The sequence below is a fragment of the Aeromicrobium sp. UBA7512 genome (assembly GCF_002476985.1).
GTDB classification, from domain to species: Bacteria; Actinomycetota; Actinomycetes; order Propionibacteriales; family Nocardioidaceae; genus Aeromicrobium; species Aeromicrobium phoceense.
Map to the genome: position 1 here is coordinate 931,742 of NZ_DLNK01000007.1, position 23,640 is coordinate 955,381.

The 23,640-nt window shown below is 70.2% G+C and carries 22 protein-coding genes; 14 read left to right on the forward strand and 8 right to left on the reverse strand.

The genetic code is table 11. The annotated features are described in order from the left end of the window. Nucleotides 1-110 precede the first annotated feature (110 nt). Complete coding sequence (locus tag B2363_RS15390) at nucleotides 111-2,327, forward strand: NADP-dependent isocitrate dehydrogenase (protein WP_286931264.1); 2,217 nt, start codon at nucleotides 111-113, stop codon at nucleotides 2,325-2,327. Between the two features lie 61 nt (nucleotides 2,328-2,388). Here B2363_RS15390 and B2363_RS15395 read toward each other — a convergent pair whose 3' ends face one another. From B2363_RS15395 to galK, 5 genes are all read right to left on the reverse strand, one after another. After that, nucleotides 2,389-3,810: a DHA2 family efflux MFS transporter permease subunit gene (locus B2363_RS15395; protein WP_286931543.1), complete on the reverse strand. Its 1,422-nt coding sequence runs from the start codon at nucleotides 3,808-3,810 to the stop codon at nucleotides 2,389-2,391. 80 nt (nucleotides 3,811-3,890) lie between these two features. Continuing rightward, nucleotides 3,891-4,994 (reverse strand): GNAT family N-acetyltransferase, encoded by a 1,104-nt coding sequence (locus B2363_RS15400; protein WP_286931266.1) that lies wholly within the window; start codon nucleotides 4,992-4,994, stop codon nucleotides 3,891-3,893. Beyond that, complete coding sequence (locus tag B2363_RS15405; protein WP_376785984.1) at nucleotides 4,991-5,830, reverse strand: prephenate dehydratase; 840 nt, start codon at nucleotides 5,828-5,830, stop codon at nucleotides 4,991-4,993. The genes B2363_RS15400 and B2363_RS15405 overlap by 4 nt, the downstream gene beginning before the upstream one ends. Nucleotides 5,831-5,942: 112 nt before the next feature. Then, a complete protein-coding gene (locus B2363_RS15410; protein WP_286931269.1) occupies nucleotides 5,943-6,800 on the reverse strand; it encodes a hypothetical protein in 858 nt (285 codons plus the stop codon). 164 nt (nucleotides 6,801-6,964) lie between these two features. After that, entirely contained in the window at nucleotides 6,965-8,059 is a 1,095-nt protein-coding gene (gene galK, locus B2363_RS15415) for a galactokinase (protein WP_286931271.1), read from the reverse strand. A gap of 42 nt (nucleotides 8,060-8,101) precedes the next feature. Between galK and trpS the strand changes: the two genes are divergently transcribed. Continuing rightward, nucleotides 8,102-9,121, forward strand: a complete 1,020-nt coding sequence (gene trpS, locus B2363_RS15420) for a tryptophan--tRNA ligase (RefSeq protein WP_181752777.1) — start codon at nucleotides 8,102-8,104, stop codon at nucleotides 9,119-9,121. Further along, a complete protein-coding gene (locus tag B2363_RS15425; protein WP_286931273.1) occupies nucleotides 9,118-9,630 on the forward strand; it encodes a 2'-5' RNA ligase family protein in 513 nt (170 codons plus the stop codon). The genes trpS and B2363_RS15425 overlap by 4 nt, the downstream gene beginning before the upstream one ends. Nucleotides 9,631-9,645: 15 nt before the next feature. On the opposite strand, the gene B2363_RS15430 is transcribed toward B2363_RS15425, so the two are convergent. Further along, on the reverse strand, nucleotides 9,646-10,524 hold the full coding sequence (locus B2363_RS15430; protein ID WP_181752775.1) for a LysR substrate-binding domain-containing protein: 879 nt from the start codon (nucleotides 10,522-10,524) through the stop codon (nucleotides 9,646-9,648). An 81-nt stretch (nucleotides 10,525-10,605) separates the two neighbouring features. On the opposite strand from B2363_RS15430, the gene B2363_RS15435 reads away from it, so the two are divergent. From B2363_RS15435 to B2363_RS15465, 7 genes are all read left to right on the forward strand, one after another. Then, a complete protein-coding gene (locus B2363_RS15435; protein ID WP_286931276.1) occupies nucleotides 10,606-11,322 on the forward strand; it encodes a succinate dehydrogenase cytochrome b subunit in 717 nt (238 codons plus the stop codon). 7 nt (nucleotides 11,323-11,329) lie between these two features. After that, nucleotides 11,330-13,288 carry a fumarate reductase/succinate dehydrogenase flavoprotein subunit gene (locus tag B2363_RS15440; protein WP_206679942.1) on the forward strand — a complete coding sequence of 653 codons (1,959 nt, stop codon included), beginning with the start codon at nucleotides 11,330-11,332 and terminating at the stop codon, nucleotides 13,286-13,288. Then, nucleotides 13,285-14,025, forward strand: a complete 741-nt coding sequence (locus tag B2363_RS15445; RefSeq protein ID WP_181752772.1) for a succinate dehydrogenase/fumarate reductase iron-sulfur subunit — start codon at nucleotides 13,285-13,287, stop codon at nucleotides 14,023-14,025. Before B2363_RS15440 ends, B2363_RS15445 begins: the two co-directional genes overlap by 4 nt. A gap of 123 nt (nucleotides 14,026-14,148) precedes the next feature. Further along, nucleotides 14,149-15,465: a hypothetical protein gene (locus B2363_RS15450; RefSeq protein ID WP_286931279.1), complete on the forward strand. Its 1,317-nt coding sequence runs from the start codon at nucleotides 14,149-14,151 to the stop codon at nucleotides 15,463-15,465. Between the two features lie 28 nt (nucleotides 15,466-15,493). After that, nucleotides 15,494-16,819, forward strand: coding sequence for a hypothetical protein (locus B2363_RS15455; protein WP_286931281.1), 1,326 nt, complete (start codon nucleotides 15,494-15,496; stop codon nucleotides 16,817-16,819). A gap of 101 nt (nucleotides 16,820-16,920) precedes the next feature. Continuing rightward, nucleotides 16,921-17,337: a MarR family transcriptional regulator gene (locus B2363_RS15460; protein ID WP_181752762.1), complete on the forward strand. Its 417-nt coding sequence runs from the start codon at nucleotides 16,921-16,923 to the stop codon at nucleotides 17,335-17,337. Continuing rightward, on the forward strand, nucleotides 17,334-18,629 hold the full coding sequence (locus B2363_RS15465; RefSeq protein WP_286931283.1) for an MFS transporter: 1,296 nt from the start codon (nucleotides 17,334-17,336) through the stop codon (nucleotides 18,627-18,629). Before B2363_RS15460 ends, B2363_RS15465 begins: the two co-directional genes overlap by 4 nt. On the opposite strand, the gene B2363_RS15470 is transcribed toward B2363_RS15465, so the two are convergent. Then, complete coding sequence (locus B2363_RS15470; protein WP_286931285.1) at nucleotides 18,561-19,565, reverse strand: EamA family transporter; 1,005 nt, start codon at nucleotides 19,563-19,565, stop codon at nucleotides 18,561-18,563. The two genes, B2363_RS15465 and B2363_RS15470, sit on opposite strands and share 69 nt — an antisense overlap. Nucleotides 19,566-19,603: 38 nt before the next feature. Between B2363_RS15470 and B2363_RS15475 the strand changes: the two genes are divergently transcribed. From B2363_RS15475 to B2363_RS15485, 3 genes are all read left to right on the forward strand, one after another. Continuing rightward, nucleotides 19,604-20,134, forward strand: a complete 531-nt coding sequence (locus B2363_RS15475) for a CGNR zinc finger domain-containing protein (RefSeq protein ID WP_286931287.1) — start codon at nucleotides 19,604-19,606, stop codon at nucleotides 20,132-20,134. Nucleotides 20,135-20,216: 82 nt separating this feature from the next. Then, nucleotides 20,217-21,383, forward strand: coding sequence for an amidohydrolase (locus tag B2363_RS15480; protein WP_286931289.1), 1,167 nt, complete (start codon nucleotides 20,217-20,219; stop codon nucleotides 21,381-21,383). Nucleotides 21,384-21,427: 44 nt separating this feature from the next. Further along, nucleotides 21,428-21,895, forward strand: coding sequence for a hypothetical protein (locus B2363_RS15485; RefSeq protein ID WP_286931291.1), 468 nt, complete (start codon nucleotides 21,428-21,430; stop codon nucleotides 21,893-21,895). 1 nt (nucleotide 21,896) lies between these two features. On the opposite strand, the gene B2363_RS15490 is transcribed toward B2363_RS15485, so the two are convergent. Further along, nucleotides 21,897-22,367, reverse strand: coding sequence for a universal stress protein (locus B2363_RS15490; protein WP_181752751.1), 471 nt, complete (start codon nucleotides 22,365-22,367; stop codon nucleotides 21,897-21,899). Between the two features lie 147 nt (nucleotides 22,368-22,514). Between B2363_RS15490 and B2363_RS15495 the strand changes: the two genes are divergently transcribed. Further along, the gene (locus tag B2363_RS15495; protein ID WP_286931294.1) at nucleotides 22,515-23,561 is read left to right on the forward strand and encodes a BMP family lipoprotein; all 1,047 of its coding nucleotides are present in this window, start codon (nucleotides 22,515-22,517) and stop codon (nucleotides 23,559-23,561) included. The last annotated feature ends 79 nt before the right edge of the window (nucleotides 23,562-23,640 follow it).

The following is a 23,640-nucleotide window of genomic DNA, read 5'->3' on the forward strand; positions in this document are numbered from 1 at the left end:
GACCATGTTCATATTCTGGACTGATTAACTCGACAATGAGTGCTCCGCTACAGGGCGGGGGAGGCCGGGCGACCGCAGCGGTGACCGGCGGACCCGGTAGTTTGGGGGGCGTGACGGACTCGACGATCATCTACACGCACACCGACGAGGCTCCCGCCCTCGCGACCTACTCCTTCCTCCCGATCATCGAGGCGTACGCCTCGAAGGCCGGTGTGGAGGTCGAGACCCGGGACATCTCGCTCGCCGGCCGCATCATCGCGGCGGTCAGCGACCTGCTCCCCGAGGACCAGCGCGCGGCGGACGCCCTCGCCGAGCTGGGCGAGCTCGCGAAGCGGCCCGAGGCCAACATCATCAAGCTGCCCAACGTCTCGGCGTCGGTGCCGCAGCTCAAGGCGGCCATCGCCGAGCTGCGCGAGCAGGGCCACGACCTGCCCGACTACCCCGAGGACCCGCAGACCGACGAGGAGCGCGACGTCCGCGCCCGCTACGACAAGGTCAAGGGCTCCGCGGTCAACCCGGTCCTGCGCGAGGGCAACTCCGACCGCCGCGCGCCCGCGTCGGTCAAGAACTACGCCAAGAGCCACCCGCACTCGATGGGCGCCTGGAGCAGCGACTCCAAGACGAACGTCGCCACGATGGGCGTCGACGACTTCCGCTCCAACGAGAAGTCCGTGACCCTCGAGGCCGACGACACCCTTCGCGTCGAGCTGGTCGGCGACGACGGCTCCACCACCGTGCTGCGCGAGTCGATCCCGGTCCTGGCCGGCGAGATCGTCGACGCCACGAACATCAACGTCGCCGCGCTGCGCGAGTTCCTGACCGCCCAGATCGCCCAGGCCAAGGCCGACGACGTCCTCTTCTCGGTGCACCTCAAGGCCACGATGATGAAGGTCTCCGACCCGATCATCTTCGGCCACGTGGTCCGCGCCTTCTTCCCGAAGACGTTCGCCCAGTACGGCGCCGACCTCGCCGCCGCGGGCCTGAGCCCCAACGACGGCCTCGGCGGCATCCTCGCCGGCCTGGAGTCGCTGCCGAACGCCGCCGAGATCAAGGCCTCGTTCGACGCCGAGCTGGCCGACGGCCCGGCGCTGGCGATGGTCGACTCCGACAAGGGCATCACCAACCTGCACGTCCCGAGCGACGTCATCGTCGACGCGTCGATGCCGGCCATGATCCGCACCTCGGGCCACATGTGGGGCCCGGACGGCCAGGAGGCCGACACCCTCGCGGTGATCCCCGACAGCTCCTACGCCGGCGTCTACCAGGTCGTCATCGACGACTGCAAGGCCAACGGGGCGTTCGACCCGTCCACGATGGGCTCGGTGCCGAACGTCGGCCTGATGGCCCAGAAGGCCGAGGAGTACGGCTCGCACGACAAGACGTTCGAGATCCCCGCCACGGGCACCGTGCGCGTCGTGAACTCCGCCGGCGACGTGCTCCTCGAGCACACGGTGGCGCAGGGCGACATCTGGCGCGCCTGCCAGACCAAGGACGTGCCGATCCGCGACTGGGTCAAGCTGGCCGTCAACCGCGCCCGCGCCACCGGCGACCCGGCCGTGTTCTGGCTCGACGCCGACCGCGCCCACGACGCGCAGCTGATCGCCAAGGTGCAGCAGTACCTCAGCGAGCACGACACCGAGGGCCTCGACATCCGGATCATGTCGCCGGTCGAGGCCACGCAGCTGTCGGTCGAGCGCCTGCGTCAGGGTCAGGACACCATCAGCGTCACGGGCAACGTCCTGCGCGACTACAACACCGACCTGTTCCCGATCCTCGAGCTCGGCACCAGCGCCAAGATGCTGTCGGTGGTCCCGCTGATCAACGGCGGCGGCCTGTTCGAGACCGGCGCCGGTGGCTCGGCGCCCAAGCACGTGCAGCAGCTCGTCAAGGAGAACTACCTGCGCTGGGACTCGCTCGGTGAGTTCTTCGCGCTGGTCCCCAGCCTCGAGCAGTACGCCACCGCCACGGGCAACGCCAAGGCGCAGGTCCTCGCCGACGCCCTCGACCGCGCCACGGCCAGCTTCCTCGAGCACGACCGCTCGCCGGGCCGCAAGCTCGGCACGATCGACAACCGCGGCAGCCACTTCTACCTGGCCCTCTACTGGGCGCAGGAGCTGGCGCAGCAGTCCGAGGACACCGAGCTCGCTGAGGTCTTCGCGCCGCTGGCGCAGAAGCTGGCCGGCGACGAGCAGACGATCGTCGACGAGCTGCTCGCGGTGCAGGGCCAGCCGGCCGACCTCGGCGGCTACTACCAGCCCGACCCGCAGAAGGCCGCGAAGATCATGCGACCGAGCACGACGTTCAACGAGGCGCTCGCCTCCTTCTGAGCCTGCTCACACGACAGCGGCGGCCGGGTGATCCCGGCCGCCGCTGTCGTTCGTGTGGAGGTCAGCGCTGCGACGTGCGCGCGTGGCTCGAGGGCGCGAAGAACTGCACGACGGCGAGTCCGAGGGCGAACGCCAGGGCCGGCACCAGGAGCGACTCGGCCATGGCCTCGGAGAAGGGTCCGGCCAGCTGCTCGGGCAGGCTCTGGCCGCCCGTGCCGCGGGCGGCGGTCTCCCCCGCCTCGGGCAGGTGCACGGCGAGCCGGCTCGTGATCGCGGCGGCGATCGCCGCCGAGCCCAGGACCGCGCCGACCTGGCGGGTGGCGTTGTAGACGCCCGAACCGGCGCCGGCCGACGACATCGGCAGGTTGCGCGTGGCGGTGGAGGCCAGCGGCGCCCACAGGAACGCGTTGCCGAAGCCGAGCACGGCGTTGAGGACGAGCAGCTGCCACAGGGGAGTGTCGGGGGCGATGACCCACGCGGTCCCCAGCATCGCGAGCGCCGAGGTGCCGAAGCCCACCGAGGCGAGCCGGCGCGGCGGCAGCCGGTCGCTCAGCCGGCCGACGACCGGGGCCATGGCCGCGGTGACCACCGCCATCGGCACGAAGAGCAGGCCGGACTGGGTGGCGTCGTAGCCGAGCACGGTCTGGGTCCAGAGCATGAACGGGAAGGCCATCGCCGTCACCGAGAAGGAGACGGTGGAGATGGCCATGTTGGACACCGAGAAGTTCCGGTCGCGGAAGAGGCTGAGCGGCACGAGCGGCTCGCGCCGGTTCCGTGCCTGCCACCAGACGAACACCGCGAGCACGAGCAGTCCGGCCGCGATCAGCAGCGGGACCGAGATCCAGCCCTCGATCGTGCCCCAGTCGTACTCCTCGCCCTCCTGGATGCCGAACACGATGAGGAACATCGCGACGGCGCTCAGCGCCACGCCGATCCAGTCGAAGCTGTGCGTGTGGGTCTCCAGGCTCGGCACGAGGCGCAGCGCCAGCACGAAGCCCACGATGCCCACCGGGACGTTGATGAAGAAGATCCACTCCCAGCCGGCCGAGTCGACGAGGATGCCGCCGAGGACGGGACCGACGAGCGTCGCGACGCCGGCGGTGGCGCCCCACAGGGCCATCGCGCGACCGCGGCTGTCCGCCGGGAACGTGCGCGTGATGACGGCCATCGTCTGTGGCGTCATCATCGACGCGCCGAGGCCCTGGAACACGCGGGCGACGATGAGTCCCTCGACCGAGCCGGTCAGGCCGCACCACAACGAGGAGAGGGTGAAGACGGTCAGGCCCACGAGGTAGACCCGCTTCGGACCGAAGCGGTCGCCGAGGCGGCCGGTGATCAGCAGCGGCACCGCGTAGGCCAGCAGGTAGGCGCTGGTGACCCAGATGACCGAGTTGTAGTCCGTCTGCAGGTCGTCGCGGATGACCGGCGTCGCCACGGAGACGATCGTCGAGTCGACCAGGATCATGAAGAAGCCGATGACCATGGCCCACAGGGCGGGCCACGGGTTCTCCGGCAGGGTCCGGGCGGGGGCGGTGGAACTCACCCGGGGAATCTACGCCTGCGTCAGCGAAGCCGCTCGTACAGGTGGTGGTCGGTGACGGTGCCGTCGGAGAGATGCGCCGTGCGGTGCTCCGTGCCGTAGCGCGAGAAGCCCAGCGACTCGGCGATGCGCAGGCTGGGGGTGTTGCCCTCCGCGGCGACGATCGAGAGCCGCTCGAGGTCGAGCTCCTCGGGGTCGAACGCGTGCTCCACGACGGTTCGCGCCGCCTCGGTCATGAAGCCGCGTCCGCGCGCATCGGGGTGCATCCAGTAGCCGAGCTCGCCGTTGCGCTCGGCCGGGCCGTCGAGGTCCATCACCGAGATGGTGCCGAGCAGCCGGTCGACCCCGGGCTCGGTGATCGCCCACGTCTGGCGCTTGTCGATCGCGGCGTTCCACCACGCCGCGTACAGGAACCGGCGGGCGTCGTCGACCGTGTAGGGCTCGGGCATGTGCGAGAGGTACAGGCGCGTGCTGGGGTCGCCGCACGCCTCGATGATGCGGGGGACGTCGGACTCCACCAGCGGCCGCAGGCGCAGCCGCTCGGTGGCGAGCGTCGACTCGAGCCACGCCGTGCGGGCAGCGGGTGCGTCGCCGAAGCGGATCGACCCGGTCCAGGCGTCGAGGATCCGCCCGCGCTCGAACAGGCGGTCGGGCTCGGTCCCGTGGAGACGGAAGCCGACGGAGTGGGCGACGCGGAGGCTGCCGACGTTGCCGACGTGGGCCGTCCACTGGATGGCCTCCTTGCCCGCCTCGACGAACGCGTGGTCCACCGCCAGGCGGACCGCGGCGGTCATGACGCCCTGCCCGCGGCAGTCGGGGTGCAGCGCGAAGCCGACGTCGGCGAGCGCCTCCTTGCCGCGGATGTCCACGTTGCCGGCGTAGCGGCCCTCGAACTCGATGGCCCAGCACATCGCGGTGCCCTCGTTCCAGTTCTTCGGGACGATCTGCAGCGCGAACTGCTCGCTCATGGCGCGCGAGTGCGGCGTGGGGACCGCGGTCCAGCGCACCATGCCGTGATCCTGGGCCATCTGCAGGGCACGGTCGATGTCTGACGGGGTGTGGGCGCGCAGCGTGACGAGCCCGTCGGTGAGGACGGGGACGTTCAGGGGCCAGAGGGGTCCGCTCACCGGTGCGCGTCGCGGAACGGGCTGGCCGGGTAGACGCCGAGGATCTTGATCTCGGTGGTGAAGAAGCGCAGCTCCTCCAGGGCGCGAGCGAGGCCCATCTCCTCGGGGTGACCGTCGACCTCCGCGAGAAACATCGTGGCGGTGAACTCACCATCGACCATGTAGCTCTCGAGCTTGGTCATGTTGATGCCGTTGGTCGCGAAGCCGCCGAGCGCCTTGTAGAGCGCTGCGGGCAGGTTGCGCACGTTGAAGATGAAGCTCGTGACGACCGGGCCGTTGCCCGCGGGCGCGCGCTGGTCCTCGCGCGACAGCAGGACGAAGCGCGTGGTGTTGTGCTCCTCGTCCTCGATGTCGGCGGCGAGCAGGTCGAGCCCGTAGATCCCGGCGGCCAGGGGAGGCGCGATGGCCGCGGCGGTCACGTCGTTCGCCTCCGCGATCTCGCGCGCGGCGCCGGCGGTGTCGCCCGAGATCAGCGGGGTCCAGCCGTGCTCGCGGATGATCCGGCGGCACTGCCCCAGCGCGTGCACGTGGCTGTGCACGGTCTTGATGGACTCCAGCGTCGTGCCCGGCGTGCCCATGAGGGCGAACTTGATCGGCAGGAAGTGCTCGCCGACGATGTGCAGCCCACTCGTGGGCAGGAAGTGGTGGATGTCCGCGACGCGACCGGCCAGCGAGTTGTCGATCGGGATCATCGCGAGGTCGCAGTGCCCCGAGCTGACGGCCGCGAAGGCGTCCTCGAAGGAGGCGCACGGCACCGCCTCCGCGTCGGGGTGGTGCAGGTCGATGACCAGGTGGGAGTTCGAGCCGGGCTCCCCCTGGTAGGCAATGCGCGTCACGGGGCCAGCGTATGCCCGCCCTGCGTCGGGCCCGACGCCGTGGGGACGCTCCGGGGACGAACGATGATGCATTGGGGTACCGCAGCGGGGCGAGATGCATCATCGTTCGTGCTCATGCTGCCGGACGCGCCGTGGCCCGCAGGAGTTGGTCGATCACCCGGTCGGGCTCGTGTCGGATGGAGAACGAGGAGAACGCGAGCACGCGCCGGCCATCGATCACCAGCTCGTTGGACCGGTGCAGGTCATCGCTCCACTGGTCGATAGCGAGATGTGGGATGCCGTGGATCTCGACGGCGAGGTTGAACCGCTCCCACCAGGCATCGAGGTAGTACCGGCCGTCACGGCCCTTCGCCCGAGCTTGGCGGGTGGGCCGGGGCAGTCGTGCGGCAAGGCGCAGCGCGTCGAAGTCCCTTTCGGGCAATGACTGGATCCCGCCGCGTGCGTCGAGGACCGACTGGATGATCAATGACTTGTGGCGGCAGTTGCCGCGGCGCTCGAGGACCCGGCGCATCCGCACGACACTCGTGAGCCGTTGCTGGAATGCCGCGATCACGAGAGCGCGGGCGCGCCGTGGCGTGGCCGCCCAGCTGGCCGCGTCGACGATGCTGCGCTCGAGCGTCGTGCGCCGCGGCTCGTTCGGGGGAACGTCGACCCCGTCCAACTGGGTGCTCCAGTGCAGTTCGATATCTCCGTGCGGTCGCCGTCCTCCCTCGGGCAGGACGATCGAAATGCGCTCCGCGTCGAACCCCTTCAGCCCCCAGCGGCGCGCTGCCGTGAGCCCAGCCAGGGCGCTCCGGCTCGGGCTGGCGGCCAGCCAGGCGCGCTCGAGCTGGTCGGACGTGAGAGGCCCGTTGTGGGTGACGACCACCCCACGCATCGGTTGCTGCCACGCGCCCGACCGGATCCGCTGCCGCACGACTGACCTGCCGTGGAGAGCGACGGCGCGGGCGGTGGTGAGGACGTCGAGCATGCGCCGAGGCTGCCGCTCGCGTCTCACCCACGGCCAGCACCTTCCGGAGGGCTGTGGACGGCCACTCGGACCCGGACCGCCTGTGGAGGACGAACGATGATGCTTATCGCCCCGCTCCGGTACCTCAATGCATCATCCTTCGTCCCGTCAGCGGGCGGAATGCATCATCCTTCGTCCTCCCGGGCGGCCGCGGGGGCGGGCTGGACGACGAAGACGTGAGGGGCGGCCCAGGAGCGGGCGGCGAAGGCGGCCTCGACGCGGGCGCGGAGGGGGTCGACGTTCTCCGGGGGGAGGAGCGCGATGGCGCTGCCGCCGAAGCCGCCGCCGGTCATCCGGGCGCCCAGCGCGCCGGAGGCGAGGGCGGCGTCGACCGCCACGTCGAGCTCCTCGCACGAGACGGCGAAGTCGTCGCGCAACGACTCGTGCGACGAGGTCAGCATCGCGCCGAACTGCGCCCAGTCGCGGCGGCGCAGCGCGGTGACGGCGCCGCGGACGCGGGTGGTCTCGGTGAGCACGTGGCGGGCGCGCGCCTTCAGCGTGTCGTCGGTGAGCGACAGCAGCCCGTCGAGGCCGATCGCGGCCAGCGACTCGAGGCCGGCCGAGGCCGCCGCCTCGGCGCACTCGCGCCGGCGCTCCGCGTACTCGCCGGCGGCGAGCTCGTGGTGGACGCCCGTGTCGATCACGGCGAGGACCAGCCCGGCATCGACCCAGTCGGCCGGCACGGGCTCGGTGGTGGGCGGGTCGGCGCCGAAGTCGAGGTGCACCGCCTGTCCGGCCTCGGCGAACAGCACCGCGTACTGGTCCATCAGCCCGGTGGGGACCCCGACGAAGTCGTTCTCCGCGCGCTGCGCGATCACTGCCAACTCCTGGCGGGAGTGGCCGGCCCCGGCGAGGTCGTCGAGCGCGAGGGCCACACCGCAGGTCAGCGCCGCCGACGAGGACAGACCCGCACCGACGGGCAGGGTGGACTCGAGCACGAGGTCGGCGCCGGTGACCGGAACCCCGGCCGACCGCAGCGCCCACACGACGCCGGCGGGATAGGCGGCCCAGCCCGAGACGTCGCCGGGCGACACGTCGAGGCCGAACGAGGCGCGCTCGCCGCGGCTCCACAGGTTGACGGCGCCGTCGTCGCGGCGGCGGGCCTTGAGCAGCAGGGAGCGGTCGATCGCGATGGGCAGCGCGGACCCGCCGTTGTGGTCCAGGTGCTCACCGATGAGGTTCACCCGTCCGGGAACCCGCCAACGGCGCACGTCATCCACGCCGTTCACCCTACTCATCGGACGACTGGCAGAATCGACCCCATGTCACGCCTCCCTCGTGCGTTGTCCGGCGCCCAGCCGACGGCCGATTCGTACCACCTCGGCAACTACATCGGCGCGTTCATGAACTGGGTAGCGCTCCAGGACGACTTCGAGGCGTTCTACTTCATCCCGGACATGCACGCGATCACGGTGGACTACGACCCCGCGCAGCTCGCGGAGCGCACCTACGTGGCCGCGGCGCAGATGCTCGCCGCCGGCGTCGACCCCGAGCGCAGCGCCCTGTTCGTGCAGAGCCACGTGCCCGAGCACGCCCAGCTGGCCTGGATCCTGAACGGCGTCACGGGCTTCGGCGAGGCCAGCCGGATGACCCAGTTCAAGGACAAGAGCGCCAAGGCCGGCACCGAGTTCGCCAGCGTGGGCCTGTTCACCTACCCGATCCTCATGGCCGCCGACATCCTCGTCTACCAGGCCGACAAGGTCCCGGTGGGCGAGGACCAGCGCCAGCACGTCGAGCTCACCCGCAACCTCGCCCAGCGGTTCAACCACCGGTTCGGCGAGACCTTCACCGTCCCCGAGGCGTACATCGTCAAGGAGACAGCGAAGATCTACGACCTGCAGGAGCCGACGAACAAGATGAGCGGGTCGAACCCCGTGCACACGGGCGTCATCGACCTCACCGACACCCCCAAGCAGGCCGCCAAGAAGATCAAGTCCGCGGTGACCGACTCCGAGACCGAGATCCGCTTCGACGTGCAGGCCAAGCCCGGCGTCTCGAACCTGCTCACGATCTACTCGGTGCTCACCGGCCGCACGATCGACGACCTCGTCAAGGCCTACGAGGGGAAGCAGTACGGACATCTCAAGGTCGACCTGGCCGAGATCGTCGGCGAGCTCGTGGGCACGTTCGGGGCTCGCACGCGCGAGCTGCTCGACGACCGCGGCGAGCTCGACCGCATCCTGGCCGCGGGTGCGGCCCGCGCCCGCGAGGTGGCCGCGCCCACCCTCGACCTGGTCTACGAGCGCTCCGGCTTCGCCAAGCCGCTGGGCGGCCGCCCGTGACGATCACCGTCGGCGTCTCGATCGCCATCCCCGAGCCGTACGGCGAGGACCTGCGCGACAAGCGGCGGTCCTTCGGCGACGAGATGGCCGACCGAATCCCCAGCCACATCACCCTGGCTCCGCCGCTGGAGGTGGACGACGACGGGATCGCATCGCTCACCGAGGACCTGCGCGAGCTGACCGAGGTCTTCAGCTCCTTCCGGGTGAGTCTGCTCGGCACCGGCACGTTCCGCCCGATCTCGCCCGTCGTGTTCGTCGCGGTGAGCGAGGGCATCGCCCAGATCGAGACCCTCGCCGAAGGCGTGCGCAAGGCCATCGGCGCGCCCGACCCCGAGTTCCCGTTCCACCCGCACGTGACGATCGCGCACAACGTGCCCGACGAGGCGCTCGACGCGGCCCTGAACGACCTGATCGACTTCCGCTGCAGCTTCGAGGTCGACGCGATCCACCTGTACGTCGACGATCCCGAGCAGGGCTGGCTGCCCACCTCGACCTTCCCGCTGGGCTGACGAGGCTGGGCTGAGTCAGCCCTCCAGCGCCTCCACCAGGACGGCGCGAAACGCGCGGGCCGCGAGGGGGAGGGTGTCGAGCGGCCGGTGCGCCACGGCGATGCTGCGCGCCAGCGGTGGGTTCTCCAGCTGGGTGCGACGCAGGCCGGTGCGGGTGCCCATGACGATGTCGGGCACGACGGCGTGGCCGAGCCCGGACTCCACGAACCGCAGCACCGAGCCCATCTCACCGCCCTCCACCGACAGCCGCGGCTCGAAGCCGGCCCGCGCGCACGCGCCGAGCGTGACGTCGCGTAGGTCGTATCCCTCGCGGAACATCACCAGCGGCAGCCCGGCGAGGTCGGCGACGTCCATCGTCTCGGGCATGTCCGTGTCGGCGGGGCTCGCCAGCACGAGCCGCTCGGTGTAGACGATCGAGGTCTCCAGGTCGGGGATCTGCGAGGCGAGCGGCACGATAAGCAGGGCCAGGTCGATGCGCCCGGCCGACAGCTCCGCGGTGAGGTCGCGCGAGCCGGCCTCGTGCACCTCCAGATCGATCTCCGGGTACTCGGCGCGGAACCGGCCGAGCACGGGAGCGAGCAGTCCCTCGACCATCGACGGCGTGGCGCCCATCCGCACCCGGCCGCGTCGCAGCGAGGCGACCTCGTGCACCGACCGGGTGGCGTTGTCGACCTCGATGAGGATGCGCCGGGCATGGGGGAGGAGGGCCTCGCCGGCGCTCGTCAGCTCGATGCCCGCGCGGTCGCGGTCGAGCAGACGCGTGCCCAACGAGTTCTCCAGCGCCCGGATCTGCTTGGACAGGGTGGGCTGCGAGACGCCGAGGATGTCGGCCGCGCGGGTGAAGCTGCGCTCGTCCGCGACGGTGACGAAGTAGGCGAGGTGGCGCAATTGCACGGGGCAAGCATAGCCGTTGTCTATGAAAGACGGGCTTACTTCGACTTAGCGTGAATCGAGGAACGCGCCTAACCTGTGGCCGTGGCCACTTCCCAGATGACGCGCCTGCCCGCTCAGCGGTCAACGGTGGCGCTGAAGTTCCTGATGGCGGTGACCGGCCTGATCATGGTCGGCTACCTGCTCCTGCACATGTACGGCAACCTCAAGGTCTTCGCGGGCCAGGAGGCGTTCGACGACTACTCGCACCACCTGCGCACGCTGTTCCAGCCGTACCTGCCGTTCGGCGGACTGCTGTGGATCATCCGTGTCGTCCTGCTGGCGTCGATCGTCGGGCACGCGTACGCGGCCGTGACGCTGTGGCGCCGCAACCGCAAGGCGGCCGGGTTCGTCGGCGGCAAGCGCTACCACTCGCCCCGCGGCTCGCGCGGCATCCAGCGCTCCTACGCCTCCTTCACGCTGCGCTGGGGCGGCGTCGTGATCCTGCTGTTCGTGATCTACCACCTGCTCCACCTGACCGGGAACCAGATCCACCCCGGCGGCGCGAGCGACAGCCCCTACGAGCGGGTCGTCAACGGCTTCGAGATCTGGTGGGTCGTCCTGTCCTACACGATCGCCCTGCTCGCGGTGGGCCTGCACCTGTGGCACGGCGTCTGGAGCGCCCTCACCACGCTCGGCGCCAACCACAGCGGCACCCGGGTGGGCTCGCGCCTGACCCCGCTGTCGTGGATCGTCGCGGGCATCATCACCATCGGCTTCCTGATTCCGCCCTGGGCGATCCTGCTCGGGATCGTCGACTGAGAGAGACATGAACATGGCTTTGGACTTTCACGTCGTCGGCGACGAGATCCGCGACACCGCCGCGCCGGCGGGCCCCATCGAGAAGCGCTGGGACGAGCACCGGGCGCACATGAACCTGGTCAACCCGGCCAACCGCCGCAAGCTCAGCGTGATCATGGTGGGCACCGGCCTGGCCGGCGCCTCCGCCGCGGCCACGCTCGGCGAGGCCGGCTACCACGTCAAGGCGTTCTGCTACCAGGACAGCCCGCGCCGCGCCCACTCGATCGCCGCCCAGGGCGGCATCAACGCGGCGAAGAACTACCGCAACGACGGCGACTCGATCTACCGCCTCTTCTACGACACGGTCAAGGGCGGCGACTTCCGCGCCCGCGAGTCGAACGTCTACCGCCTCGCGCAGGTCTCGGTGAACATCATCGACCAGTGCGTCGCGCAGGGTGTCCCGTTCGCCCGTGAGTACGGCGGCCTGCTGGACAACCGCTCCTTCGGCGGCGTCCAGGTCTCGCGCACGTTCTACGCCCGCGGCCAGACCGGCCAGCAGCTGCTGATCGGTGCCTACCAGGCCCTCGAGCGCCAGATCGGCCTCGGCACGGTGGAGATGAACACCCGCCACGAGATGCTCGAGCTGATCATGGTGCCCGACGCCGACGGCACCGAGCGCGCGCGCGGCATCATCGTGCGCGACATGGTCACCGGCGCCATCGAGACCCACCTCGCCGACGCGGTCGTCCTCGCGACCGGCGGCTACGGCAACGTCTTCTTCCTGTCGACGAACGCCATGGGCAGCAACGTCACGGCCACGTGGCGAGCGCACCGCAAGGGCGCCTACTTCGCGAACCCCTGCTACACGCAGATCCACCCGACCTGCATCCCCGTCTCGGGCGACTACCAGAGCAAGCTCACGCTGATGAGCGAGTCGCTGCGCAACGACGGTCGCATCTGGGTGCCGAAGAAGGCCGGCGACGACCGCCTGGCCTCGGACATCCCCGAGGACGAGCGCGACTACTACCTGGAGCGCATCTACCCGGCGTTCGGCAACCTGGTCCCGCGCGACATCGCCTCGCGCGCGGCCAAGTACCAGTGCGACGCGGGCAAGGGCGTCGGCCCGGGCGGACTCGGCGTCTACCTCGACTTCGCCGAGGCCATCGAGCGCCTCGGGCGCCCGGCCGTCGAGGCCAAGTACGGCAACCTCTTCGACATGTACGCCCGGATCACCGGCGAGGACCCGTACACGCAGCCGATGCGCATCTACCCGGCCGTGCACTACACGATGGGCGGACTGTGGGTCGACTACGACCTGCAGAGCAACCTGACCGGTCTGTTCGTCGCCGGTGAGGCGAACTTCTCCGACCACGGCGCCAACCGCCTCGGTGCCTCGGCGCTGATGCAGGGTCTGGCCGACGGCTACTTCGTGCTGCCGTACACGCTGGCGAACTACCTGTCGCACGCCCCGTACGAGAAGGTCCCCGAGGACCACCCGCGGGTCGTCGAGGCCCAGCAGGCCGTCGAGGAGCGGGTGCAGAAGCTGCTCTCGATCAACGGCACGCGCACGGTCGACTCCTTCCACAAGGAGCTCGGCCAGATCATGTGGGACTACTGCGGCATGGAGCGCACCGAGGAGGGCCTGATCAAGGCCATCCAGATGATCCGCGACCTCAAGGCCGACTTCTGGAGCAACGTCAAGGTCACCGGCGAGGCCGAGGAGCTCAACCAGACGCTCGAGCGGGCCAACCGCGTGGGCGACTTCTTCGAGCTCGGTGAGCTCATGTGCATCGATGCGCTGAACCGTCGCGAGTCCTGTGGCGGCCACTTCCGCGGCGAGAGCCAGACCGAGGACGGCGAGGCCCTGCGCCACGACGACGAGTTCGCTTACGTCGCCGCGTGGGAGTTCGCCGACAACCAGCCCATCCTGCACAAGGAGCCGCTGGAGTACGAGTACGTCGAGATGAAGGCCAGGAGCTACAAGTGAAGATCACCGTTCGGATCTGGCGTCAGAAGAACGCCGACTCCAAGGGCCAGATGGTCACCTACGGCCTCGAGGACGTCAGCGAGCACATGTCGTTCCTCGAGATGCTCGACGTCCTCAACGAGCAGCTCACGCTCGAGGGCGAGGAGCCGGTGGCGTTCGACTCCGACTGTCGCGAGGGCATCTGCGGCACGTGCGGGGTCGTGATCAACGGCATCCCGCACGGCCCCGAGGTCACCACCACGTGCCAGCTGCACATGCGCACGTTCCACGACGGCGACGTCATCGACATCGAGCCGTGGCGCGCCGGGGCCTTCCCGGTCGTCAAGGACCTCGTCGTCGACCGTGGCTCGTTCGACCGCATCATCCAGGCCGGCGGCTACATCACCGCGCCCACCGGCTCGGCGCCCGAGGCCAACAACCTGGCCGTGCCGAAGGAGGACGCCGACCACGCGTTCGAGGCGGCCACGTGCATCGGCTGCGGCGCCTGCGTCGCCGCGTGCCCCAACGGCTCCGCGATGCTGTTCACGGCCGCGAAGATCACGCACCTGGGCCTGCTCCCGCAGGGTCAGCCCGAGCGTGACTCGCGCGTGCTGGGCATGGTCGAGCAGATGGACTACGAGGGCTTCGGCGGCTGCACCAACATCGGCGAGTGCGCCGCGGCGTGCCCCAAGGGCATCCCGCTCGACGTCATCAGCCACCTGTACCGCGACATGCGCAACGCCCTCACCAAGGCGTGAGCTGACGAAGTAACCGATCGAAGGGGTCCACCGCGCGGTGGGCCCCTTCGTCGTTCCCGAACGCCTCCGGTGTGACGTATGGTTCGCTAACCGGTACATGTTGCTGAATTTCGGGGGGAACCGATGAACACGATGGTCCGACGCGTCGTCATCGCGCTGCTGGCGCTGACCGCGAGCCTGCTGATCGCGCCGGCAGGAGCCGCGCCGTCGTCGAGCGTCCACGCGACTGCGGCGGCCCCCGTGGGGACGATCTCCGGCACCGTGACGGCCTCGCCGGCCCTGCCGGCCGGGTCCCAGGCGTTCGTGGAGGCGCATCGTCGGCTCGCCTCGGGTGAGTGGGAGTCGTTCCAGGGAGGCGCGACCGTCACGGTGGGTCGCAGCTACTCGTTCAGCGTCAAGTCGACGGGCACCTATCGGGTGCGAGCCCAGATCGAGGGGTCGAGCAGTTCCGACTTCCGGACCGTCTCGATCACGAAGGGCGCGAAGCGGACGGGGGTCAACCTCGTGCTGCAGCCGAACCGCACCGTCACGGGGTCGGTGGCGCCCCAGGGCTTCACCGTGGGCGGACTCGACCCCGAGATGCCCCTCATGGTGGCCGCGACCACCGCGCAGGAGGACGCGGCGAGTGCCGTCGTCCGTGCCGATGGCTCCTACACCCTCTCGGTGCCCCGTCCCTACGACCTGGTCCGCATCCGCTTCTTCCAGCAGGGCTGTCCTGACGAGCCGGACGCGGAGTGCACGTTCGGCACGGCGCCGGACGTCCTGACGACCTTCTGGAACGACACGGCGGAAGGCGCGCCCACGTTCGAGCAGGCGAGGGCGCTGGACCTCAGCGCGGCCGGTCCCTTCGCACTCGGGAACACCGCCCTGACGTTGGCCCAGAAGTTCAGCGTCGCCACGAAGCCCACGATCACCGGCACGCGAGCCGTGGGCAAGGTCCTCACGGCTCAGCCCGGCCGGTACTCGCCCGCGGCGACGTCCGTGGTCTACGAGTGGTACTCCGGCTCCGCCGTCTACTACGGCGAGTACGACAAGTACCTGGGAACGGGCCGAACGCTGAAGGTGACCCCCGACCTGCTCGGTGGCTCGGTCGTCGTGCTCGCCCGGCCGGTGCGTGCGGGCTACGAGGGCCCCACCCACAAGTCGTCGTACCTGCGGGTCAAGAGCCCGGCCAGGATGGGGTTGAAGGCCAAGGCGGGCAAGCGCACGGCAACCGTCACGGTGCGGGTCGCCGCGCCCGAGATGAGTGCCGTCCGGGTCTACGGGAAGGTGTCGATCTACGCCAAGGGCAAGCGGATCAAGACGATCACCATGCGCCGCGGCAAGGCGACCATCAAGATCGCCAAGCAGAAGAAGGGCAAGCGCACCTACACGGTCCGCTGGTCCGGCAACGAGTCGATCACGCCGGTGGCGAAGTCGATCAAGATCAAGATCCGCTGACCGCGAGAAGGACAGCACCATGAAGAACATGACTCGAGCCGCACTCGTTGCGGTCCTCGCCCTGGTGGCGAGCCTGCTCCTCGCCCCGGCGGGCACCGCCACCGCGGCTCCGTCCGCCGCGGGAGCGATCTCCGGAACCGTGACCGCCGCGAACCCGATTCCCGGCGGGAAGAAGGCGCTGGTCTCGCTGTACCGCCGCGAGTCCGACGGTCGCTGGACGTGGGCCGACGGCACGTACGTCGCGGTGGGCGGCTCCTACACCGTGTCCGCACCCGCCGCTGGCTCGTACCAGGTCCGCGCCGAAGTCGGGAGCGTGGCGAGTGCGACACCCAGCAGGACCCTGAGCGTGTCGAAGGGTGCCCGGCTGACCGGCGTCAACCTCGTCCTGCAGGACAATCCCACGATCTCCGGGACGATCACCACCGAGGGCTTCGACCTCTCCTCCGTGGGCCCCAAGCGGCTCTACATCCAGTCATGGGGAGGGACGGACGGTCACTGGAGCAAGATCGGCGGCATCACCACCTCCTACGCCGAGCGGCCCGACCTGCAGATCCGGCCCGACGGGACGTACACCATCGCGGTGCCGCACCACTACGACGCGATCCGGTTGGAGTTCGCCCAGGGGCAGTGCCTCGAGGAGGACGAGCTGCCCCCGGACGTGCCGGGCGGATGCGAGTGGGGCGCCGCGCGTGACGTGCAGACCGTCTATTGGGACGGCACCACCCACGGTGCGTTCACGCTGGCGGACGGCGGAGACATCGACGTCCGCTCGGGGTCGGTCGTCGGGAAGGACGTCACCCTCCGGCTCGCCGAGAAGCTCCGCGTGGTGAGGGGTCCGAGGATCACCGGCACGGTCGAGCCCGGCCAGGTGCTCACGGTGGACCCGGGCACCTACGTTCCGGCCGCGACGTCGGCGGAGTACGAGTGGTACAGCGGCGAGTACTGGATCCCCGGAGCGACGAGCCGGACCTTCCGGCCGACGACGGCACACATCGGTGCGTCACTGCGCGTCCTCGTGCGGCCGAACCGTGTCGGCACCGAGGCGCCGGTCCTGTGGACCCCCTACGTCACGGTTAAGTCGCGCAGCAGGTTCGCGGTGAAGGCCAAGGCGGGCAAGGCCAAGGCGACGGTGACGATCGCGATCAAGGCGCCGGGTGTGGCCACGTCGCGGATCCACGGCAAGGCGTCGATCTACGCCAAGGGCAAGCGGATCAAGACCGTGAACGTCAGGAACGGCAAGGCCACGATCAAGATCGCGAAGCAGAAGAAGGGCAAGCGCACATACACGGTGCGCTACTCGGGCAACCGGGTGATCACGTCGTCGACGAAGTCACTCAAGATCGCCATCCGCTGAGCCTGGTCGGAGGGGCCCGCCGTCTCGGTGGGCCCCTCCGTCGTGCCCGAGGGTGAGCCCCGTCTCTTTGATTAGCATGGTTAATGAACTATGCTAAGGACATGCCCACCGAATCCCAGCGTCTCGCGCAGGCGGTGGCCCGACTCAACCGACGTCTGCGCCAGGAGCGCCAGTCCGACCTGACCGCCACCCAGCTCTCCGTGCTGGGCTCCGTGCGCGTCCTCGGATCCGCGACGCCCAGCCAGATCGCCGCGCGCGAGCGCGTCTCCCAGCCGTCGGTCGCCCGGACGCTCAAGTGCCTGCTCGAGGACTCCTACGTCATCAAGAATCCCCATCCCGACGACGGCCGCCAGGTCCTGATCTCGATGTCCGACCTCGGCGAGAAGGTCCTGGCCGAGGAGCGGCAGCGCCGCGACCTGTGGCTCGACCGCCGACTCGCCACGCTGTCCACCGACGAACGCGCACGTCTCCGGGATGCCACCGACCTGTTGGTCAGGCTCGCGGAGGACGACGCGTGAGCCCCACCTTCCGCAGCCTCTCGATCCGCAACTACCGGATCTACTTCGCCGGCTCGATCGTCTCCAACATCGGCACGTGGCTCCAGCAGACCGCCCTGGCCTGGCTCGTGCTCGAGCTCACCGGCAGTGGCGCCGCGCTCGGCGCCACCGTCGCGCTCTACCTCCTGCCCACGCTGCTGTTCTCGCCGATCGCCGGCGCGGTGGCCGACCGCGTGCCGAAGCGCTCCCTGCTGCTGTGGATGCAGGTCGCGATGTCGGTGCCGGCCGGCTTCCTCGGCATGTTCGCGATCCTCGGCCACGTCGAGCCGTGGCACGTCTACGTGCTGACGTTCGTGCTCGGCATCGGCAAGGCCTTCGAGGCGCCGGCGCGCCAGTCGTTCGTCAGCGAGATGGTCGACGCCGACCGGCTCACGAACGCCGTCGCGCTCAACTCCGCCTCGTTCAACTCCGGGCGCCTCATCGGGCCGGGGCTGGCCGGCCTGCTGATCGCCGCCCTCGGGTCCGGCGTCGTCGCCACCGGCTGGGTCATCGTGCTCAACGCGATCAGCTTCTGGTTCGTCGTCGGCGCGCTGCTGCTGATGGATCGCTCCGCGCTGGCCCCCGCGCCGATCTCCGCCCCCGGCAAGCGATCGGTCCTCGACGGCGCTCGGTACGTGGCGTCGCGTCCTGACCTGATGCTGCTCTTCGTGACGGTGTTCTTCCTCGGCGCGTTCGGGATGAACTTCCAGATCACCAGCGCCCTGATGGCCACGGACGTCTTCGGCAAGGGTGCCGGCGAGTTCGGCGTCCTCGGGTCGATCCTGGCGATCGGATCGCTCGCCGGCGCGCTGCTGGCGGCCCGGCGCCCGAAGCCGCGACTGCGCTTCATCATCGGCGCGGCCCTGCTGTTCTCGGTCGCGCAGGTGCTGTCCGGCCTGATGCCGACGTACTGGGCCTACGCCGCCGTGCTGCCGCTCATCGGCATCAGCGTGCTGACCACCGCCACCACGGCGAACGCGGTCATCCAGCTGACGACGATCCCCGAGATGCGAGGGCGCGTGGTGTCGCTCTACCTGATGGTCTTCGTCGGGAGCACGCCCTTCGGTGCGCCCGTCATCGGCTGGATCGGCGAGCACGTCGGGGCTCGCGAGGCCCTCGTGGCCAGCGGCCTCATCGCCGGGCTCGGGATCAGCATCGCCACGCTGCTGTACGCGCGACGCCACGATCTCGACACGCCCGAGCTGTCACCGCTCGTGCGCCGGATGCTCGGGCGGCAGCGCTTCGACCAGCAGGTCCTGGCCCGGGCCGACTGACGTCACCTCGCGCTCGCCGAGCTTCACCACGACGATGCCGGCGAGCACGAGCAGGGCACCCACCAGCTGCAGCGGCTCGGGCACCTGGTCGAGCAGGAGCCAGGCGAAGCCCAGGCCCGCCGCGACCTCGGTGAGCGCCACGAACGACGCGAGGCGCCCGCCGAGGTGGCGCGCCGCGGCGATGCCGGTGCCGTAGGCGATCGCGGCCGCGACGAAGCCCAGGACGAGCACGGGCACCCACCAGGGGACCGAACCGGTCGAGAAGGCGACGTCCTCGGTGGTCGCGGTGAAGGGCAGCAGCCCCGTGGCCGCCACGATCCAGAACGTCACCGAGGCGACCACGAGGCCGCCCGCTGCCAACGTGAGCGGCGGCAGGCCGCTCGTGTCGTCGGCGGACATGACGAAGTACGCCGCGGCTCCGGTCATCGCGCCGAGGGCGAGCAGGACGCCGACGAGATCGAGCTCCGTGCCGCCGAAGACGTCGAGCAGCAGGACGAGGCCCCCGGCGGCCACCGCCGCGCCGACGAAGGTGAACCGGCCCGGCCGCTGGCCGTGCGCGAGCCACATCCACAGGACCACCGCGACCGGTGCCGTGTACTCGATGAGCAGGGCGATACCGACGTCCAGCCGCTGGACGGCCATGAAGTAGAGCAGCTGCGCGCACACCACGGCGGACAGGCCGTAGAGCACGATCGTGCGTGCATGCGTGAGCAGCAGGCGGTAGTGGCCGCGGATCGCCAGCAGGCCGGGGATCGCGAGCACGAGCGCGGCGAGGCTGACGCGCACCGCGAAGGCGGCGCCCGGCGACCAGCCGGCGTCCATGAGGCCGCGCGCCATCGTGCCCGAGGTGCCGAACGACAGGGCGGAGGCCAGGGCGAGCACCAGGCCGGTGGGAGTGTGGCGGACGAAGGTCGCGTCAGGAGTGTCAACGCTCATGAGTCCTGACGCTAGACCTCATGGCATAAGGTGTCAACATGGTCTTCACTCCTGACGTGAGCGATGCGCTCGGCGCGGCCGCCGAGCTGGCGAACTCGGCCGGCGACCCCGACAGGCTCGAGGCGCTGTCCGACCTGACCGAGTTCTTCGACCGGTGGGGCTACACCGGCTCGCGCCCGCGGACGCGGGCCGACCTCGAAGCCCTGCGTGACGTGCGGCCGCGCCTGCGTGAGCTGCTCACCGCCGACCGCGGCGGCGCCGTGCAGCTGGTCAACGCGATCCTCGTCGAGCAGCAGGCCGTGCCGCAGCTGGTCCGCCACGGGCACCTCGACTGGCACGTGCACGCCATCGACGAGGACCGCCCGGTGCACGAGCGCGTCCTGGTCGAGACCGCGATGGCGATGATCGACGTGATCCGCGCCGACGAGATGGACCGCCTCGGCACGTGCGCGGCGTCCGACTGCGAGGACGTCGTCGTGGACTTCTCGCGCAACCGCTCGCGCAAGTTCTGCAGCACGACCTGCGGCAACCGGGAGGCCCAGGCCGCCTACCGCGCGCGCCAGGGGTGAAGGAAACCCCGCTCGGTGACGCGCCGTCCCCGATCTGAGATGACCGCCCTGCGCGGGACGACCGGCGTAGAGTGGACAGGTCATGAATCTTCGAGAAACGATTGCGCGCGCCGTGGAGACGGTGACCCCCGACCTCATCGAGCTGAGGCGTGACCTCCACGCCTTCCCCGAGCTGTCGTGGCAGGAGGAGCGCACCACCGATCTCGTGTACGCCTGGATGGACAAGCTCGGGCTGAGCCCCCAGCGCTTCGACGGCACCGGACTCTCGGTCGACCTCGGCCCCTCCGGCGGCCCCATCGTGGCCCTGCGTGCCGACCTCGACGCGCTGCCCATCCTCGACACCACGCAGGACCCCTGGCGCTCGAAGAACCCCGGCGTCGCCCATGCCTGCGGTCACGACGTGCACATCTCGGCGCTCATCGGTGCGGCCACCGCGCTGGCCGCCGCCGATCGCGAGGTCGGCCTGCCGTACCGCGTGCGGCTCATCTTCCAGCCGGCCGAGGAGGTCATGCCCGGCGGCGCCCTGCGCCTGCTGTCCGACGGCGTGCTCGCCGGCGTCAGCCGCATCTTCGCGCTGCACTGCGACCCCTCGCTCGACGTCGGTCGCGTGGGCATCCGCGAGGGTGCCATCACCGGCGCCTCCGACCAGATCCACGTCGTCCTGAACGGCCGCGGCGGTCACACCTCGCGCCCGCACCTCACCGAGGACCTCACGTTCGCCCTCGGCAGCCTCATCACCCAGCTGCCCGCCGTGCTCTCGCGCCGCTTCGACCCGCGTGCCGGCGCCAGCCTCGTCTGGGGCCAGGTCAGCGCGGGCAACGCGGCCAACGTCATTCCCGCGGTGGGTGAGCTGAAGGGCACGCTGCGGATGCTCGACGCGGCTGCCTGGCACGACGCCGAGCACCTCGTGCGGGGGATCATCGCCGACATCGTCGAGCCGTTCGGCGTCGGCGTCGACCTCACCTACACGCGGGGCGTGCCGCCCGTCGTGAACGACTTCGCCGTCACCGAGCGCCTGCGCCAGGCGGTCGCCAGCGCCCTCGGTCCCGAGGGCGTGGCCAGCACCTCGCAGAGCCTCGGCGGCGAGGACTTCGCCTGGTACGTCGAGACGCTGCCGGGCACGATGGCCCGCCTCGGCACCCGCACCCCGGGTGGCGCCACGTACGACCTCCACCAGGGCAACCTGCGCGTCGACGAGCGCGCCATCGCGGTGGGCTCGCTCGTGCTCGCCAACGCCGCGATCGCCTGAGCGCCACCGTCATCGACGCCGCGGGGGACTGCTAGCGTCCGCGCATGCAAGTCCACGGGAGACGGCGGCTGGCTCGGCTCGGGCCCGTCCTGCTGCTGATGGTGGGCCTCGGAGCCTGCGACGACGAGAAGGCGGACGACGAGACCGAGCTGTCACCGCCGGTCTCCCTCGAGGAGACGATCGACCGCGAGACGCCCCTGGAGGAGCTGATCGGGGAGATCTCACTGGAGCCCGGGACCGTGCTGGCCGAGGCCTCGGGCCGGGGCGGGTCGATGGACGCGGAGTTCGCGACCGACGGCCACCACGCCTTCCGCGCCGTGTGCGACGGCGGGGGCACCCTGCGGGTGACCTCCCTGGCGTCGGGCGAGCGCCCGGCTCAGATCCCCTGCAACCGCGTCGTCACGGGTCTTCGGTACGTGCTGGACACGGACGTGGAGGCATGGTCGCTCGAGGCGAGCCCTGCCCAGGAGTGGTCGATCGTCTGGGTCGACTGGGACCCGCGCGAGGGCTGAGTCAGGCCTCCGGCTCGGACTGCGCCGGGTCGTCGTCGCCGCGCACCACCACGACGGGGCACGGGGCGCTGCCGACGGCGTGCTCGCTCACCGAGCCCAGCATGAGCCCCTTGAAGCCGCCGAGGCCGCGCGGGCCGACCACGAGCAGCGAGGCGCCGTGGGCGGCCTCGACCACGACGGTGGCGGGCTGGCCGCGCTCGACCTGCAGCGTCACCTCGACGCCGGGGTGCTCGGCGAGGATGTCGCGGGTGCCGTCCTCGAGGCGTTCGCGCACCGCGTCGGCGTAGTCCGAGGCCGGGGGGACGTAGCCGAACTCGTGGGTCTTCGGCTTGGGCGCCGTCCGCATCGTCCAGGCGCGGACGATGGTGACGGGCATGTGGGCGCGCTCGGCCAGGGTGAGGGCCCAGCGCAGGGCGTGATCGGCGAAGGAAGAGCCGTCGTGGCCGACGACGATGGGTCCGGAGAAGGGCATGTCCTGATCCTAGGACCCCTTTTGATTACGGTTCGGTGACAGTTGCCGCGTGGGCGGCCGACTCGGTCCGTGGCAGGCCATTCTGCGCCTAATGTCGTGCTGACATCGCGTGCGCCCTCGTTCCGGGCGCAACCCCGAGGAGGAAAAGTGCGTCGAGTGAACAAGCTGACCGCAGCGGCCGCCGTGACCGCTCTGGTCTTTGCCGGAGCCGGTTGTTCGAAGAAGAGCAGCGACGAGGAGAGCGCCTCCGGCGAGGACTGCGTCGAGAAGGGTGACGTCAAGGTCGGCATGGCCTTCGACGTGGGCGGTCGTGGCGACCAGTCCTTCAACGACTCCGCCGCCAAGGGCCTCGACAAGGCCGCGTGCGAGCTCGGCTTCGAGGTCAAGGACGCCGAGGCCCAGGACGGCGAGCCCGAGTCGGCTCGCGAGGAGCGCCTCCAGCAGCTCGTCGACGCCGGCTACAACCCGGTCGTGGCCGTGGGCTTCGCCTACTCCGCCTCCGTCGCCAAGATCTCCGCGGCGAACCCCGACGTGAACTTCGCGATCGTCGACGACGCGGTCGAAGCCGACAACGTCACGAACCTGCTGTTCGCCGAGGAGCAGGGCTCGTTCCTGGTCGGCGCCGCTGCCGCGCTCAAGTCCGAAACCGGCACGATCGGCTTCGTCGGTGGTGTCGACACCGAGCTGATCCACAAGTTCGAGGCTGGCTACAAGGCCGGCGCCAAGGCCGCCAACCCGGACGTCAAGGTCCAGTCGGTCTACCTGTCCACCCCGCCGGACTTCAGCGGCTTCGGTGACCCGGCCAAGGGCAACACGGCCGCCACCGGCATGTTCGAGAAGGAAGCCGACGTGGTCTACCACGCGGCCGGCGGCTCGGGCGGTGGCGTCTTCCAGGCGGCCACCGACGCCGAGAAGTGGGCCATCGGCGTCGACTCCGACCAGGCCAAGACGGCCGACGAGTCGGTGCGCGACAGCATCCTGACCTCGATGACCAAGAACATCGACGTCGCCGTGTACGACTTCCTCAAGGGCGTCGAGGCGGGCGACATCAAGACCGGTCCGCAGGTCTACGACCTCAAGGTCGACGGCGTCGGCTACTCCACGACCGGCGGTCACGTCGATGACATCAAGGAGAAGCTGGACGAGTACAAGCAGCAGATCATCGACGGCACCATCACGGTGCCCTCGAAGTGAGCTTGCTTCCTCAGTGAGAACCTTCTCGACGTACTGAGGCCTGAGGCCCGGCCCTGCGCGATAGCGTGGGGCCGGGCCG